Genomic DNA, 16,857 nt, shown 5'->3' with positions numbered 1-16,857 from the left:
CGCCCCGTCAGCCCTCGCGGCGACGGCGCAGCAGCCGAGCCACCGCGAGCAGGCCGAACAGCGCCGCACCCGAGCCGCCCTGCGAGCAACCACAGGACGACGGCGGCTCACGGTCCAGGGTCCCCGACACCGGGACGCCCTTGAGGAACACCTCGCCGCTGAAGCGCGACGAGCCCAACAGCCGGGGCCGGGCCACGTACGTCAGCGTGCGCTGCGCGTGGGCCGGGAGCGACACGCCCTCCACCGAGAAGCCGCCCTCCGTCGCCTGCTCCGCGAGCGACTGTCCCTCCACGCGCACGCTGCCGGGCACCACGTCCATGCCCTCGACGTGCTCGACGTAGCTCAGACCCGTCACGTCACACGCGGTGGTGTTGCGCAGCGCCACCACCACGCCCACCAGGCCCGTCTCCTGTCCCGCGGCGGCCTCCGTCTCATGGCGCACGTCGACGAAGGGGTCCGCGACAATCGGCACCGAGTGCACCCGGTCCGCCTGACCGCCGCCGCTCGCGCTGGCGGTGACGCGCAGGGTGAGGGACTCGCCCACCAGGTCCTGCAGCCCCGTCTCCCGCGTGCTCAGCGTGACGCTCGGGCCCGACAGGGAGTCCTGCGTGAGGGCCGGGCCGGACTCGCGCGACCACGACAGGCTGACCTCGCTGCAGGCGTCGGCGGGAATCTCCTGGGTGAGCCGCGCCGTCGCGCCCTCGCCACACCGGGCCACCAGCGCCTCACCGTCCAGCTCCCCCAGCGCGACCGGACGCGCCTGCGCCGTGAAGGTCTCTCGCGCGCGCCCCGCCTCGACGGGCGTGGGCCCGTCCGAGAACAGCTCGCCGCGCACCGTGAAGGGCGTCTGCGAGCAGACCGCCGGGAGCGTGAAGCGCCACACCCCGGGCACGGGGACGACGTCCGAGGCGATGGGCTCGCCGGACGCGGACTCCAGGAACATGCGCGCCTTGAGCGCGTGGACGCCCGGGCAGCGCAGCGACGTGCCCAGCCGCGCCTCCGCGTCCTGGCCACCCGACAGCTGCATCGACAGGTCCAGGCTCGCGGCGGAGACGTCCTCGGGGGCAGGCGCCGCCTCCACCTTCACCCACGCCTCCGGCCCCTCCAGCACCGTCCCGTCCTGCAGCGACAGGTGGTTGCGCACCGAGAACGTCAGCGAGGCGCTCGCGCAGCCCTCGGCCGACACCTGGAGCGCGCGCGCCGTCACGGGCGCGGACAGGTCGACGGCGGAGCCAGCGTCATCCCGCACCGTCAGCCCCGCAGGCACGGTGGTGCTCCCGTCCGCCAGCCGCCACACCGTCTGCACCTCGGGCAGCGCCTGCGTGCCGGCGCACGGGTGCAGGAAGTCCGGACGCACCTCCACGCTCTCGCCCGAGGTGAACCGGCGGACCGCGTCCGGCGCGAAGGGCGCCGAAGGACGGCCCCAGGGCTGCACGTCCACGCTGAACGTCGTGGGCGGCGAAGGCGTCTGGCCCCGGTCCCTCGCGCGGACCTCGTACGTGTAGCGCGCGCCGGAGGCCGCGCACAAAAACTCCGGCGGCACGAAGGTGGCGCTGCCACCGTTGCCCTCGGTCACCAGGACGGGCTGGCCCGGGGGCGAGCTCCACACGTAGTCCACCGACTCGCACAAGCCCGCGCCGGGGGACGCGGTGAAGACGCGCGAGGGGCCTCCCGCGCTCGTCGAGGCCTGGGCGGGCTGCACGCGCGGCGTAGCGGGCCCCGCCGTGTTCTCGACACGCACGTTCACCGTGGTCTGCCGGTCATGCGTGCCCAGGCCGTCGGCGGCGAAGACGGTGAGCTGCGTGGTGGTCGGCTCGCAGACCTCGGGCGCGGTGAGCGTCAGCGTCACCGCGTCCGGACGAGGCGTGGCGCTGACGTTCAGCGTCGACTGCGCCGCGTCCACGGAGACGCGCACCGCGTCGCCGTCGGGGTCCGTGGCGGTGATGTCCAGCGTCCGCGTGGTGCGCTCGTCGATGAGGACCGGGTCCGGGAAGGAGCCGAACACCGGCGCCGCGGCGTTGGAGTAGTAGATGACGTTCGGCTCGATGTTGCTCAGCGTGAGCACGCAGAAGGTCGGGTCCACGCAGGACACCTGGTTGAACGGGGCCGACACGGGCAGCGACGCGCCCGCGAAGGCGGGGTGGATGCGCCACGTCGTGCCCGAGTCCGCCGCGCTCGCGGTGGGCACCGCGCCCAGGACCACCGGCTCCCCATTGCTGTCGACGCCCACCGCCAGACCGAAGCCCGTCCCCCGGGCGCTGCCCTGCTCGGTGGTGACGTCCACGGACGTGATGCTCACCGGCCCCGAGCCATGCAGGGTGACGCGCTGGAACGTGTCGTTCGGTGGCACGCCCGACGTGAGCTGCCCCCGGAAGAGCCCGTCCTGGTTGCCCAGCAGCGCGACGGGATGGGGACCGCTCGTGGCGAAGAGGTCCAGCGTCAGGAACGGGAGCGTCGTCAGCGCGGTGGGCACGCTGAACTCCGCCAGGCGCTGGTCGCCGCGCACGTAGATGAGGTTGGGCGGCCCGACGACCTGGAGGAGCGCGTGCGGCACCGCGCCCGCCGTGTCCGTCACCCCCATCACCGAGGTCGCCCTGAACTGGCTCGTCTGCAGGATGCGCGTGTTCCAGGGAAGCACACCGGTGCCGGACGGCGTCGCGCCCAGCACCAGGATTTCGTTCGTGTCCACAGTGATGGCCGCGTAGCTGCTCCCCGACTGCGTCTGCATCACCCGGCGCACATCGAACACGGTGGAGGTGGGAATCTCGGGGATGAACTTGGAGTCGGGCAGGCAGCTGTCGTACGCGTAGAGGGTTCCATTCGCGTGCACGCCGGCGAAGCAGCCCGTGGACGTCAGCAAGGTGCCCACCGCGGGAGACAGGAAGCGGAAGGCCACCTGCTCCTCGTTCTCGAAGAGCTCGGCGCCCGTGGAGTGCGCCAGGGCCACACGCTCATGGCCCCAGGCCCGCACGTCCCGGGGCTCTCCGGGCACGCCGGGCCCCACCTTCCATTCCGCGGAGGCGACCGCGGACACTCCCACGCAGAGACAGATGAGGATGCCGGCGCGCACGCGAGACTCCTAGTAGGCGAGCTCCGCCCGCAGGTAGAGCCGGTCCTGATTCTCCGACGACTCGGTGGCCAGACCCAAGCCGCTGAAGCCCAGCAGTGTGTACCCCACGGCCATCCGGAGTCGCTCATCCATCCGATAGGCCACTTCCGCCCGCACCGCCGTCAGCCGCTCTCCGTCCAGGGAGGCCGTCCTGCGCGCCGCCTCCGCCGCCACCTCCACGGCCCCCACCACCCGGACCGCCGGACGCACCGTGCCGGTCCACACCCAACGCGACGAGCCCCGCAGCTCACTGCGCCCCGCGTGCAGCCCGGCCGCGACGGAGAACCGGTCGCCCAGGCGCACCGCGGGCATCAGCGAGAGGATCTGCAGCGCCCTGTCTCCGAACGCGGCCCGAGTCCCCGGCAACAGCTCTCGGGTGACACCGTAGCGCGCCACCACCAGCCACGGACCGGGCCTCCAGGCCAGCGCCGCGTAGCCCTCCAGCAGCCGGGCCTCCAGCGCGTCGTCGTTGACGGTGCGCGCGAAGTCCACACGGCCGGAGGCCGTCACGTCGCGCGGCAGCTCCGCCTCCGCCGCCAGCGCCACCACCGTCTGCAGCCGGTCCACGGCCTCGGTCGCGCCTCGCTCCGGCGTGCCCTTCTCGCGACGCAGCTCGAAGCGGCCCTCCAGTCGCAGCCGGCTCAGGAGCAGCTGGCCGAAGACGCCTCCCGCGTCGCGCCGCAGCGGCGGGTCCAGGTCCAGCAGGCTGCGCACGCCGCGCTCATAGCGCGCGCCCACGCTCAAGCCGTCGAGCACCGTCTTCTGGAAGCCCACCGCGCGAGACATGCGGAGGGTGGAGGCATCATGCAGGCCCACCTCCTCGACGAAGAGCGCCGTGCCGCTGTCGGGCAGCTCCGTGCGCGCGCCCGTGAGCGTCCGGCCCGCGCCGAAGTCCGGCCCGTCGACGTCCACCGAGTAGCCGCCGTAGTACACGTCCGCGCCACGACGCGACTCCACGTTGGCCCAGGCCCGGGGCCCCAGGTCCGGCCCCCAGCCGCCGCGCACGTCCACGCGCGTGTCGCGGCCCAGCGCCACGTCCACGCCCGCCGCGCTGAACGTGTCATCCACCCGACCGGGCCCCGCGCCATGCAGCGCCAGCTTCTGGCGGTGCGACGCCTGGAGCCACAGTCCCTCGAGCAGCCGGTAGCGGCCCGCGACACCCACGGAGGTGCGGCCTCCCGTCAGCGCCTCGCCCTGCCCCACGACCTCGGCCGCCTTCAAGCGCGCGTCGCGCGCCTCCACGCTCACGCCCCAGTCGGCCTCCTCCCACCCCACGCTCGCGCCGACGGTGCTCGCGGAGAAGGGATGGTCGACGAAGGGCTCGCGCGGGTCCGCCGACTGACGTCCATCCGCGAGCAGCGACAGGCGCAGTCGGCCCAGGGGCTGACGCACCCTCAGCGCCAGTTGCTGGAAGCGCGCCGCGTCCAGGTGCGCGCCATCCGAGAAGCCCCGCGCGCGCCAGCGGTAGGACGCATCCACGGAGCCATCGCCGGAGAACCCCGGACCGCGCAGCCGCAGGCCCAGCGCCTCGCCGCCCGTCGCGACGGCGCCCGTCGGACGCAGATAGCTCAGCCCGCCATCATCCGAGACGCCGAAGAGCCCCGCGTCCACCGCGGAGCCGCGACTGGAAGCCCCCTCCGCCTCCAGCGCGTAGCCACCGACACGCGCCGAGGCCCGGCCGGAGTAGAGCGTGTAGGGTCGGCCCTCGCCGCGCCCCTCCCGCACCGCGGCGAGCCCCACGCGGGCACCCTTCCACTCGGCCCACAGCTCACCGCCGCCGGAGTCCTCGGTGTCCATGGAGCGCAGCGCCGCGTAGTCCGCGACGAGCACCGGCTCCGGCGCCTGCGTCACCATGTCCGTCCGGAAGAAGGGGTCGCTCGCGAGGAACGACAGCGGCCGGGACAGCAGGATGCGGCCCGCGAAGTAGTCGATGTCGTAGTCGCGACCTCGCACCAGGTGCCGCTCCGCCAGCGGCAGGCCCGTGACACCGTCGCGCACCTCCACGCGCAGCAGCTCCGAGCCCTCCGCCACCGACACCGCGCCCAGGTAGTAGAGGCTGCCGCCCGTGGCGCGGAGCTCCTCGTGCGCGGGGACCGCGGCGAGCCCTCGCGTCGGGTCGGTGAGGCTTCCGCCGAACGCGTCCACGCCGGCCCGGAGCGCTCCGTCGCGCGCGTCGGCCGACGTCGCCAGCTCCGCGTAGGGACCGAAGAGCGGACGGTGATAGCGGCCCACCTCGCGGTCCTGCACCAGCGCGCGATAGGTGCCCAGGCCCGTGCGGCCATGCTCCGCGTGCCGGGCCTCGACGCGCAGGCGCGCCTCGGAGGCGTTCGGCGTCAGCGACACCGAGTCATCGCCCCACTCCGCCGGAGAGAAGTCCGGGTCCGCCACGCGCTCGAAGCGCTCGGGCACCCGGGGACGCAGCCAGTCCGGGAGCTCCTTGCCGCGCAGCGTGCGCGCGTCCGTGTCGCGCAGGTCCACCTCGCCCACCACGTCCACGGGCCCCAGGCGCAGCTCGGCGTGCGCGGAGCCTCGCCCTCGCAGCTGCCAGTCGCTGTCTCCCGGCGCGAACGACACCTCGACATCGAGCAGGGCCACCGCGAAGGGCCGCGCCTCCGCCTGGATGTCCAGCAGCAGCTCGCGCTCGCTCGCGCCCGGCGGGGCCAGTACCAGGGGCACGCGGTTGAGGCCCGGGGACAGCGTCACGGGGACCTCCACCCAGCCCTCCGGCCCCACGAACAGGGGCTCTTGCCCCGCGCCGCGAACCAGCGTGCCCTCGCGGGCCTCGACCTTCATTCGCGCGACGCCGGTGGCCGCGCGCTCGTCACGCGCCGCGGGGAGGCGCACCGAGCCCAGGAGCTCCAGGGGCCTGGGCACCACCAGCCAGCCCTCGGCGCGCTGCACGACGTCGATGCGCTGGCGATACAGGCGCACCGAGCCATCCGGCGCCGTCGCGGTGATGGCCAGCTCGTTGGCGCCCGCGATGAGCGGCACCCGCGCGCTCCAACCGCCGCGCGCATCCACCTCCGCCTCCGCGGCCCCCACGCGCACGTGGTCCCCCACGGACGCCTGCCCCGCCACCCGGAACAGCACCGCGCCCTCGCCGGACGCGACGCTCGCCACCGGCGGCGCGCGCTCGAAGGACAGCCCCAGCGACGACGCCGACGCGGGCCTCGTGCGCACCGCGAAGTCCTGGAGGACGACGGCGCCCCAGGGCACCTCCACCGTGGCGGCCTCCGGCGTCACCTGACTCGTCGCGGGCAATGAGCGCGCATCCACCTTGAGCCGATGACGCCCTGGCCGCAGGTGCAGCCCTCGGGTGACCTCCGGCACGCGCGCGTCCACGCCGGTGAGGTGGAAGCGCCCGTGCGAATCGGTGAGCACCTCGCGTCCCGTCGCCAGCACCAGGCGCACCTGCGCGATGCCAGGCTCGTCCGCGCCACAGCGTCCGTCACCATCCGTGTCCTGGCACACGCGCCCGGCGATGGTCGACGCCAGCGACGGCACGTCCATCGACGCGCCCTGCGCCCGGGCAAGGCCCGCCCAGAACACCACCAGCAGGAGGCCCAGGCCCGAGCGTCTCACGGTCGTACCTCGGCCAGCGCCGTGACGCCGGTCTCCACGTCCGCCACGGAGACACTCACCGGCGTGGCCGCGCGAACCGTGAAGGACGTGCGGCCCTCGCGGACCTGCTCGGCTTCCCGCGCGCCCTCCGACAGCGAGACATGCACCCGCCGCCCCTCGAGCGTGTGTCCCTTCGCGTCCTCCAGCCAGTACGTCACGCGCGTGCCCTCCACGCGGAGCCGCACGTTGACGGGGACCTCGGGCGCCACGCGCACCGTCTGCGTCAGCGGCTCGGGCACCAGCGGCGAATCCAACGGGTACGCCTGTCCGTCCTTCGTCAGGACATGGAGCGTGCGCACCAGCCCCGTCCACACGCCGTGCGCCACCACGTGCGCGCCCGGCGCCAACACGCCCAGGGACACGGTGCCATCCGGGCCTGTCGTCAGCGGATGCCCGTCCACGCGCAGCGGCTGTGAGGGCACCGGCTGGTCCGCCAGGTCGGACACGCCCGCGAACAGCTCGCCACCGCGAGACCACACCGCGATGCGCGCGGGCTCACTGCCCAACGGCCCCCAGGCCCGCGCACGCAGCGCCACCGACTCCTCGCCACCCGAGGCCGGCGGAGACCATGTGCTCAAGAACTGCCCCGGCGAGGTCTCCTGCGCCACGGAGAACTCCCCCTCGGGCGCCTCCAGCGCCAGCATCACCCCGGGACGCGGCCTGCCGAGCGCATCCCGCGCTCCCACCGTCACGTCCACGCGGGAGCCACGGTGCACGAGCGGGTCGGCCACGGACATCGTCAGCTCCGACGCGGGCCCCTGCGCGAGCTGGAGCGCGAGGCTCTCCTTCGAGCCCGCGCCACGCTGAGGCCACGCCGCCTCGATGCGCTCGTCATCCGCCAGCGTCTTGGGCGCGGTGTAGAGCCACTCCAGCATGCCGCCCGCCGCGCGCGTGCCATTCGACAGCGTTCCCCGCCGCGCCTGCGCCGTCACCTTCGCGTCCTCCACCGGCTTGCCCAAGGGGTCGCTCGTCGCGCACACCAGACGCGCTCGCGACACCCCATCCGCCGGCAGCCGCTGCGGCTGGAGCACACACGCCAGACCATCCGTGGGCGGCAGGTTCAGGTCGATGCTCTCCCGACGCACGTTGCCCGCCCGGTCCACCACGCTCCCCTTGCCGAAGCGATGTCCCGGCGGCACGACGATGGGCAGACGGAAGCGCCCGTCCGGCCCCGCCGTCACCGGGCCGAAGCTCTCACCGGCGATCTCGATGGAGATGCGCGCGTCCTTCTCCGTCGTGCCCGGCAGGTTCACCGACGCGGCCAGCGGCACCAGCACGCGCCCATAGGCACCGTGCACGGACTGCGGACTGGGCCACGCGGAGAACGCGACGAGGATGGCCACCTCCGGGTAGCGCGTGTCCGGCAGGATGTAGCGCGCGCGATACGTGCCCGGCTCCACCCGCTCCAGGTCCGCCACCCGTCCGGTGCTCACGCGCACCACGGGCGGCGCGCCGCTGTCGTCGGCCGTGCCGTCCGGCCGCAGCAGCTTCACCGTGAGCCGAGCCTCCTTGTCGCGCCCCTTCACCGGCGCGGCGGGCTCCAGCGCCAGCTGCACCTCGGTGGCCGGCGGCCCCAACACGAAGCGCGCCTGCGCCTCCAGCCCATCCACCTTCGCGCGCACCACCACGTCCCGAGCCCCCGGCCGAGGCACGACGACGTACGTGCCCAGCGGCGGCCGTGCGTCACCTGGCCGAAGCTCCGCGCCCTCCACTGTCACCACCGGCTTGCCCACCCACGGCACGGGCGTACCCGAGGCATCCCTGCGCACCAGCGCCAGCGGGAAACCATCGGGCGTCACCGCCGATGACGGTCCAAGCAGCTCGAGCGTGTCGGCCCAGGCCGAGGCAGCGCACACGCATAGCAGCAGGAGAACTGGGGGATGAAAACGGTTCAGGACGCACGGAAGTCTACAGGCTGCTTCCCCTTCTCCGAAGCTCCTTCCGCGAAACCAACACCGGCTCGCGCCGAGGCCGCGCCAGCCACAACGCCAACATCACCAGCCCCACCGCCCCGGACGTGGTTCCGCTCGTACTGCACCCGAAGCCCCGCCCATCTTCGCCCGGCTCGAAGGTCAGGGATGACACCCCACCCACCGTGAGGGAAATCGGTGTGATGGCTTGCCCGGCGACCTGCTGCGAGCCCGCGGGCGACACCGTCGCGCCACACTCGGAGGCGGTGCCGTACACGCGGATGCGGAACGAGCTTCCTGGATTTCCGGAGATCAGCGCGGCGAGCCACGTGTTTCCGCCCAGCGTGACGTCACGCGCCACGAGTGCCACGGTGGGCTTGAAACGGGACGGGTCGACAATCTCACGCCCGTCCAGCCACACCCAACCGGACGTGGCGCGCTCGCCGCTGTAGCCGTTGTCGACACACATCACCCCCGCGCCCTTGCCATGGAACCCCAGCGAGACGGCGTTGGGCTGTCCCGTGGTGCGCGCGACTTCCAGCGCGGCGAGCAGCGGCGTCTTCCCCGGCTGCTTGCACACCTCCTCCGCGGTCCGAGTCGGCGCGGGAGAGGCCGTCGGCGCGACATCGCACGGTCCATCCGGAGTGAGCTGGAAGGTGAAGCTGTGCACGTTGAAGTCACCGTTCTTCGACACCGTCCACACCACGCGCACGGTGCCGTCGTCGGACACGCTCAGGTCGTTGAGGTTCTCGTTGTCCGGCGAGTCGGTGAGCAGGTACAGCGTCTGCGTGTCGAGGTTGTACAGCGCGATGTCGAAGTCGCCCTTGGTCGGGTCCCTCCGCTCGAAGGCGATCAACGAGCCGCTGATGCTGGGGTTCGCATCCAGGCCCGGCAGCGCGAGCCGCTGCTCGGTGCCGCCGTTCACCGGCTTCCAGTAGATGTCCCGGTCCGAGACCCCGTCGACGGTGCGCGTGCTCGCGTAGACGACGAGCTCTCCGTTGGTGTCCGGCTGGGACTCCTCGCCCTCGCTGCCGGTGAGCGCCTGCGAGTAGAACGCGGCGCCCTCCCGCCGCGCGCGCCAGATGTCGCACTGCAGGCCCTCCGCGTTGCACTTGGCCCAGACCACCGTCTGGCCGTCCGGCGCCACCGCGGGCGTGCGGTCCAACATCCGGTCCTCGGTGAGCCGGGTGAGCGTGCCCTGGTCCAAATCGTAGAGGGCGATCTCCGGCTCGAGCGTGCTGCCCGTGAAGCCGAAGTCCTGCCACGCCACGGTGCGCCCGCCGATGACCGCCGCCCTGCGGCTGCTGCCCGGCTGGGGCGCCAGCTCCCGCGCCGGCAGCCCCGCGCCCACCTGGTACGTGTAGATGGCGCTGGAGGCGCTGACGCGGGTGAAGACCACCGTGTCCCCGCTGATGTCCGAGACGAAGTCGAACGCGCCCTCGTTGGGGATGGCCGCGTCCTCGCCGGACACCAGGTCGTGGTAGCGAATCTCGCTGCGGCCTCCGGACTCGCTCGTATACGCGACCAGCGCGCCGCTCACGTGCGGGTCCGTCTGGTCTCCGGGGCTGTCGTTCACCACCTTGGCGAAGCCGGACAGCGTTCCCACTTCGGGGGTGTCCGCGGAGGCCAAGGCAGGGAGCAGGCACGTCATGAGGGACAGAGCGCGCAGCATCGGAAACCACCTTCCCGGAAGGACGCTGGAACCACAGACCCATGCCCGCACAAGGCAGCAGTGGGCCCGGAGTCCTCCCCGGAGCTGGTTCCCCACGGCAACCACGGCCGGCCTTGCTTCGGGCCCCGCGGCTTTGCGCACCAAGGCTTTCGCCCTGGATTGCCCTTGAACAGGAATGACTTCGCGACGAAGTCTAGGGAGACCCCCTGCCAGGGGTCAAGCCGACCGCCTGCCAGGACGCTCGGGGTTTCAGGGGCTTGAATCGTTCGCCTGATTCCAGATGTCCGAGTCCGTCTTCAACGGCGGCGGGCGCGTGTCGACGATGACCTCGGCCTGCTCGCGTTGTTCGACACGACCGACGCCCACGGCCCGCACGTCCACGGTGTTGGCGCCCTCGCGCAGCTTCACCTTGCGCTCGAAGCGGCCCTCCGCGTCGGCGAGCACGCGCACGTCGTTCACCTGCACGCGGCTGCCCGGCGTTGTCTGACCCCGCACGAGCAGCTCCTTCTCCCGGCGCGTGCGCTCGGAGGGCCAGTCCACCTTGAGCAGCAGGCTGGTGGGGACGGCCGCGGGCTCGGACGGCGCCTGTCCGGGGCGCACCACGGACTGCTGGCCCGCACGGACGATGACGACCTTGCCCTGCCCCAGCAGCGTCACCTCGCCCTCGCGCGTGCCCACGGCCACGGTGCCCTGGCCGTTGTTGCTCATGGTGAAGGCACCGGACTCGTGCAGGGTGGCCACCGCGTCGCTCTGCGCGGCCTTCACCTCGAAGGTGTGACGCTTGCCGGGGCGCACCACGGCGGTGGCCATGCCGCTGGCGAGCAACAGGCGCGACGCGGACTTCGTCAGGTCCTCCACGGACACCTCGGTGCCCGGGTCCATGCGGAACTCCACCGCCTCGCCGCCGATGAGCACGGCGTACGAGCCATCCTCCGTGCGCACCTTGTCGTGGCGCCTCAGCGCCATGCCCACGGACGCCTTGCGCCACGCGCCGCTGCCCTCCTTCACCTCCACCGTGCCGGTGACCTCGGTGAGCTCCAGCTCCATCGCCTTCTCCACCACCGGCGCCACCACGGGGACGACGGGCGGGGGCGGCGGCGTCGGCGGCGCGGGAGGCTGGCGCAGGAAGAGGAACCAGCCCAGGGGCAGGGCCGCGAGGATCAGCGCGAGGCCGACGTAGAAGGGCGTCTGGCGCCGATGGGTGCGGGGCTCGGCCATGGAGTCCTCCTAGCTATCACAGGCCGCGTGGGATGCTCAGGCCCTCGGCAGCTCCACGGTGAAGCAGGCCCCCTGCCCCACTTCCGAGCGGACGCTGAGTGTTCCTCCCGCCTCCGTCACGACGCGCCACGACACGCTCAGGCCCAACCCCACGTTGGACCACACATCCTTCGTGGTGAAGAAGGGCTCGAAGATGCGCGGGCGGATGTCCGCGGGGATGCCCTTCCCCGTGTCCTCCACCTCCAGGAACGTGCGCCCGTCGCGCTCACCGGTGCGCAGCGTGAGCCTGCGCGTGGGGGACTTCATCATCGCGGTGCGCGCGTTGGACAACAGGGCCAGCACCACCTGCGACAGGTGGCCGGGGTCCGCGCGCACGCGGCCCATCCCGGGCGCGAGCTTCGTCTCGAGCGTCACGCCGTCGCTGAGGATCTGGTGCTCGGTGAGGCTGAGCGCATCGCGCACCACGGCATTGAGGTCCACGGGGCGCAGGTCCGGACGCTCGCGCTGCTGGGAGAAGCGCAGCAGGTTCTGGGTGATCTCCTTGCAGCGCTTGGCGCTCTGCTCGATTTTGCGCAGCGTATCCAGGTCGGGGTCCGCGGAGCCGCGGTCCAGCATGAGCAGCTGCACGTTGCCGAGGATGCCGGCCAGCGGGTTGTTGATTTCGTGCGCCACGCCCGCGCCCAGCTGTCCCACCGCCGCCAGCTTCTGCGCCTCGAGCAGCTGGGCCTGGGCGCTCTTGAGCTCACCCGTGGCCTCCTCCACGCGCACGCGCAGCTCGTCGTTCCATCGCAGCATCCGCGCGCGCGCCGCCTCCAGCTCCGCGCCCATGCGGTTGAAGGTGTTGGCCAGCTCGCTCAGCTCGTCCTGCCCCTCCACCTTCACGCGCTTGTCCAGCTCCCCCCGGCCGAAGGCCTCCGCGCCCTGGACCACGTCCTCCAGCCGCCGGTTGAGCCGCCGCGTGAAGAGCGCGCCCAGGCCCAACAGGACGAAGAGCGCGCCGCCGATGGAGAAGAGCACCGTGCGCCGCATGGCCCGCACGGGCGCCAGCGCCGCGGCCTCGTCCACCTCCACCACCACGTCGAAGCGCAGGCCTCGCGACACGCGCGCCACGCTCACCCGGCGCGGCGGGTCTTCCAGCCGGAAGCTGCGCACCACGTCCGGCTCCGGCGCCGTGGGCGCGAGCAGGTGCGCGGCGACCTCCGGCGAGAGCGTCACCATCCGCCGCTCGGGCTCGGAGCTGGCGAGCACCCGGCGCTCCTCGTCCACCAGGTCCACCCGCCCCAGCGCGCCTGGAGGACGGCGGCGCAGCGCGGCCTCCAGCGGACCGAAGACGACCTCCGCCAGCGCGAACGGCGCGTCCTCGCCCTCGGCCAGCTTCACGGCGACGGCCACCGCCGCGCGGCCGCTCTCCGCGTGTACGTACGCGCCGCCGAGCGCCGCCTGCCCCTTGCCGCCGCCCCGCAGCTGCTGCACGGGCACCGAGCCCACCATCCGCTCGAGCCCCGTTTCACGGAAACCGGGGTGCCCCTCCGTATCCCGGGGTCGGAACACGGGCGCGCCCACCGGCTGGCCCCGCGCGTCCAGCTTGAGCACGGCGCTCACGGCCTGGGACTGGCCGTAGAGCAGCCGCAGGCCGCCCACCGTCTCCGCCTCCGTGGCGGCCTGCCAGTCGATGAGCTCCGCGGAGCGCGCCAGCGCGTCCACCACCTCCATGAGGGTGGAGCCCACGGCCTCCGCCGCCGCGGCGGCCTGCGTGCGCTGCTCCGCGTCGATGCGGGCGACGAGCTCCGCCTCCGCGCGCGACAGCAACAGGAAGCCGACGGCGGCCAGCGGCAGCACCGTCGCCGCGAGCATGAACAGGACCAGTTGCTGGTAGAGCCTCACCCGGCGACGGAGCGTACCACCTGCTCGCGGTCACTGCGCAGGTAGACGGAGCCCTGGATGGCCTTGGCGCGCTTCTTCATGTCGGCCGCCCGCCGGGCCAGCTCCGCGTGGTCCTGGGTGCCGTCGGTCATCACCGCGACGATGGACACGCTCATGATGGGGAAGCGCCGGCGCTCCCCGAAGCGGTCCTCCGCCTCGATGTGCCCCCGCTCCCGGTCCTGCCGGTCGTAGTAGAGCGGGATGATGCGGTCGAAGGTCTCGATGGCCGTCTGGCACACCCGGTCCACCGACTCCGGCGAGGCGATGAAGACGAAGTCGTCCCCGGCCACATGGCCCAGGAAGTCCCCGGCCACGCCCTCCTGCGCGAAGATCTCACGCATCAGGTCGCCCGTCTGACGCACGACGCCGTCCGCCTTCGCGAAGCCGTAGTAGTCGTTGTAGGCCTTGAGGTTGTCCAGGTCCAGGTAGCAGAAGGCGAAGGGGCGCCGGGCGATGAGCCGCCGCTGCACCTCGCGTTCAATCGCGGTGGAGCCCGGCAGCTGCGTCGTCGGCGAGGCCGACAGCTCCTGCTCCTTGCGGCGCAGCACGCTCTCCACCCGCGCGCCCAGCTCCAGCGCGTCGAAGGGCTTGGTGAGGTAGTCGTCGCCGCCCAGCTTCAGCGCGCGCACCTTCGAGGACGTCTCCGCGCGCGCGGAGATGAAGATGACGGAGATGTGACCGCTGGCGCGCTCGGCTTTTATCTCCTCGAGGAAGAGGAACCCGTCGCCATCCGGCAGCGTGACGTCCAGCAGGATGACGTCCGGCCTGCGCTCGCGCAGGGCGCGCCGGCCCTCCTCCAGCGAGCCCGCGACCGCCACGTCGAAGCCGATGTTCTCCAGCACCTCGCGACAGATGGCGGAGATCTTCGAGTCGTCGTCCACCACCAGCACGCGCCCGTGCGCCGGGCCCGCGCGGCCGCGCACCAGCGAGTCCACCGTGGCCAGCAGCTTGTCCGGCGTCAGCGGGCGCACCAGGAACGCGTCGGCGCCGGCGCGGAAGGCGCGCTGGCGCTCGTCGAACGCGGACGTGAGCAGCAAGGGCGCGCGCCGCGTCTCCGGGTCGTGCCGGAGGATCTCCGCCAGCCGCAGGCCGTCCACGTCCGGCAGGCGCACGGACACCAGCACCATGTCCGGGTGGTGCTTGCGCGCGCTGGACAGGCCCTCCTCGGCGTTGAACGCGAGCCGCACCTCGTAGCCGCGCGCGGACATCAGCGCCTTGGCGATGTAGCCCACCTCGTGCTCGCCCTCGATGACCAGCACCCGCCCCCGGCTCTCGCGCCGCTTGGGGGACTGGGCCTCGGCGGCGTCGTCCGACTGCCGCAGCTCCGCGGGAGGCTCGGTGGGCAGCACCGCCATGAAGCGCACGCCGTCCACGCACGGCTCGCACCAGATGCGCCCGCCGTGGGCCTCCACGATGTTGCGGCAGATGGCCAGGCCCAGGCCCGTGCCGCGCACGGTGCGGTTGGCCTTGGTGCGCGCCTGCTCGAAGCGGTCGAAGATGCGCTCCAGGCTGTCCTCGGCGATGGGGTCTCCGCTGTTCCAGCAGGAGAGCACCACGTAGCCGGGCAGGCTGGACGTGGCGTGCAGCTCCACGCGCACCTCGCCGCCCTCGGGCGTGAACTTCACCGCGTTGTTGAGCAGGTTGTTGAGGACCTGGTTGAGCCGGTTCGGGTCCGCGATGACGCGCAGCGGGTGGCGCGGCAGCCCCGGCGTCACCTTCACCCGCTTCTCGTCGAAGGCCGGGCCGTACTTCTCCACCACGCGCTGGACCAGCTCGTCCAGGTACGCGACCTCGAAGTTCATCCGCAGCCGACCCTTGGCGAACTTCGACAGGTCCAGCAGGTCGTCGACGATGGTGTTGAGCTTCTCGGTGGAGTCGCGCGCCAGCGACAGGTAGCGGCGCTGCCGCTCGTTGATGTCGCCGGCCATGAAGTTGAGCACCAGGTCCAGCGCGCCGGAGATGGACGTGAGCGGCGTGCGCAGCTCGTGGCTCACCATGGAGACGAACTCGTCCTTGCGCTCCTCCAGGCGCTTCTGGTCGGTGATGTCGCGCAGCACCACGCACACCCCGCGCAGCGTGCCGCGCGCGTCGCCCACCGGCGTGGTGGTGGTCTGCACGTGCCGGTCGAAGAGCTTCACCTCCTCGCGCAGCACCTGCGTGCCGCTGTACTCCCAGCCGCGCACCAGGTGGAACGGCTGGAAGCCCAGGCGCTCCTCCATCATCCGGCTGGTGTGCTCCGCGGGGTCGTCCCCCACGTGCAACAGCCTTCGCGCCGCCGGGTTCATCACCACGATGTCGTTCTTCTCGTCGGTGAGCACCACGCCGTCGGCCATGGACTCCACCATCCGCTCCATGCGGTGGCGGGCCTCCTCCTCGGCCGAGCGCAAGGACTGGATGGCGTCCGCCGTCTGGTTGGCGAGCACGTCCAGCAGCACGCCGTCGTCCTCGGTGAACGCGTCCGAGCGCTGGCTGAACAGCGACAGCATGCCCACCGGACGCCCGCCGGCCACCAGGTTCACCGTGAGCTGGCTGGGGTAGACCGCCGGCGCCGCCGCGTCCTGCGTCGTCGTGCCCGCCACGCGGGTGATGACGCGGTCCTCCGGAAGGAGCAGGCCGGAGCTCTTGCGGTACGCGCCGAGCATCGACTCCTTCACGCCCAGCAGCGCCTGCTCCCCCACCGTGCCGTGACAGCGCAGCCGCAAGGTCGCGCTGCGCGACTCGTCCGGGGCGATGAGCGCCGCGCCGCAGTCGTACGGCAGCACCCTGGCCACGGCGATGAGCACGCGGTCGATGATGTTGTCGTAGCTGGCCGGATCATTCGCGCTCGCGCGGCTGACCTCGTAGAGGACGAACAGGGCCTCCACGCGCTGGTGGAGCTGGCGGATGAGCCGCTCCTTGTCGCGCCGCAGCTGCGTGTACTCCACCGCGTTCTTCACGGTGATGAGCAGGTCGTTCACGTCCCAGGGCTTGGTGATGTAGCGGTACACCTGCCCCTGGTTGATGGCCGCGATGAGGTCATCGGGGTCCGTGAAGCCCGTGAGCAGGAGCGTGGTGACGTCGAAGCCCTCGGCGCGTGCCGTCGCCGCCAGCTCGATGCCCGTCATCTCCGGCATCCGCTGGTCCGTGACGAGCACGTCCACCGTCTCCCGGCGAAGCACTTCCAGCGCGGCCTGCCCGCTCAGGGCCGTGAGCACGCGATACCGGCGCTGGAACATCCGGGTGAGGATGTCCAGGACGTCGGCCTCATCGTCGACGAAGAGCAGCGTGTGGCGGAGTTCGGACAAAGCGGGCGGAATTGTACGTCGAGTTCGTCCACTACCCTCAAGAACTGAGAATGCCGAAAAGATGGGCACGCACTCCAGGTGCGCGGTGGGACACTGAACGAATTGACTCTACACGTCTGT

7 protein-coding genes and 1 riboswitch are annotated in these 16,857 nt (G+C 72.4%); all 7 genes read right to left on the bottom strand.

Annotated features, from left to right (window positions below):
- Positions 1–7: 7 nt before the first annotated feature.
- The gene (locus tag OWM54_RS37445; protein ID WP_267700480.1) at positions 8–3,070 is read right to left on the bottom strand and encodes a hypothetical protein; all 3,063 of its coding nucleotides are present in this window, start codon (positions 3,068–3,070) and stop codon (positions 8–10) included.
- A 9-nt stretch (positions 3,071–3,079) separates the two neighbouring features.
- Complete coding sequence (locus tag OWM54_RS37440; RefSeq protein ID WP_267701200.1) at positions 3,080–6,619, bottom strand: flagellar motor protein; 3,540 nt, start codon at positions 6,617–6,619, stop codon at positions 3,080–3,082.
- A 68-nt stretch (positions 6,620–6,687) separates the two neighbouring features.
- Complete coding sequence (locus OWM54_RS37435; protein WP_267700479.1) at positions 6,688–8,586, bottom strand: hypothetical protein; 1,899 nt, start codon at positions 8,584–8,586, stop codon at positions 6,688–6,690.
- 52 nt (positions 8,587–8,638) lie between these two features.
- The gene (locus tag OWM54_RS37430) at positions 8,639–10,312 is read right to left on the bottom strand and encodes a hypothetical protein (RefSeq protein ID WP_267700478.1); all 1,674 of its coding nucleotides are present in this window, start codon (positions 10,310–10,312) and stop codon (positions 8,639–8,641) included.
- Positions 10,313–10,405: 93 nt separating this feature from the next.
- Positions 10,406–10,486: riboswitch (cyclic di-GMP riboswitch) on the bottom strand.
- A 75-nt stretch (positions 10,487–10,561) separates the two neighbouring features.
- Positions 10,562–11,530, bottom strand: a complete 969-nt coding sequence (locus OWM54_RS37425; protein WP_267700477.1) for a FecR domain-containing protein — start codon at positions 11,528–11,530, stop codon at positions 10,562–10,564.
- A 36-nt stretch (positions 11,531–11,566) separates the two neighbouring features.
- Entirely contained in the window at positions 11,567–13,414 is a 1,848-nt protein-coding gene (locus OWM54_RS37420; RefSeq protein ID WP_223752010.1) for a sensor histidine kinase, read from the bottom strand.
- Positions 13,411–16,737, bottom strand: a complete 3,327-nt coding sequence (locus OWM54_RS37415) for a response regulator (RefSeq protein WP_223752011.1) — start codon at positions 16,735–16,737, stop codon at positions 13,411–13,413. The genes OWM54_RS37420 and OWM54_RS37415 overlap by 4 nt, the downstream gene beginning before the upstream one ends.
- Positions 16,738–16,857 lie beyond the last annotated feature (120 nt).

This window comes from Myxococcus sp. MISCRS1, from assembly GCF_026626605.1.
In the GTDB taxonomy this organism is placed as follows: domain Bacteria; phylum Myxococcota; class Myxococcia; order Myxococcales; family Myxococcaceae; genus Myxococcus; species Myxococcus fulvus.
This window is presented reverse-complemented; position numbering and strand designations above follow the sequence as displayed.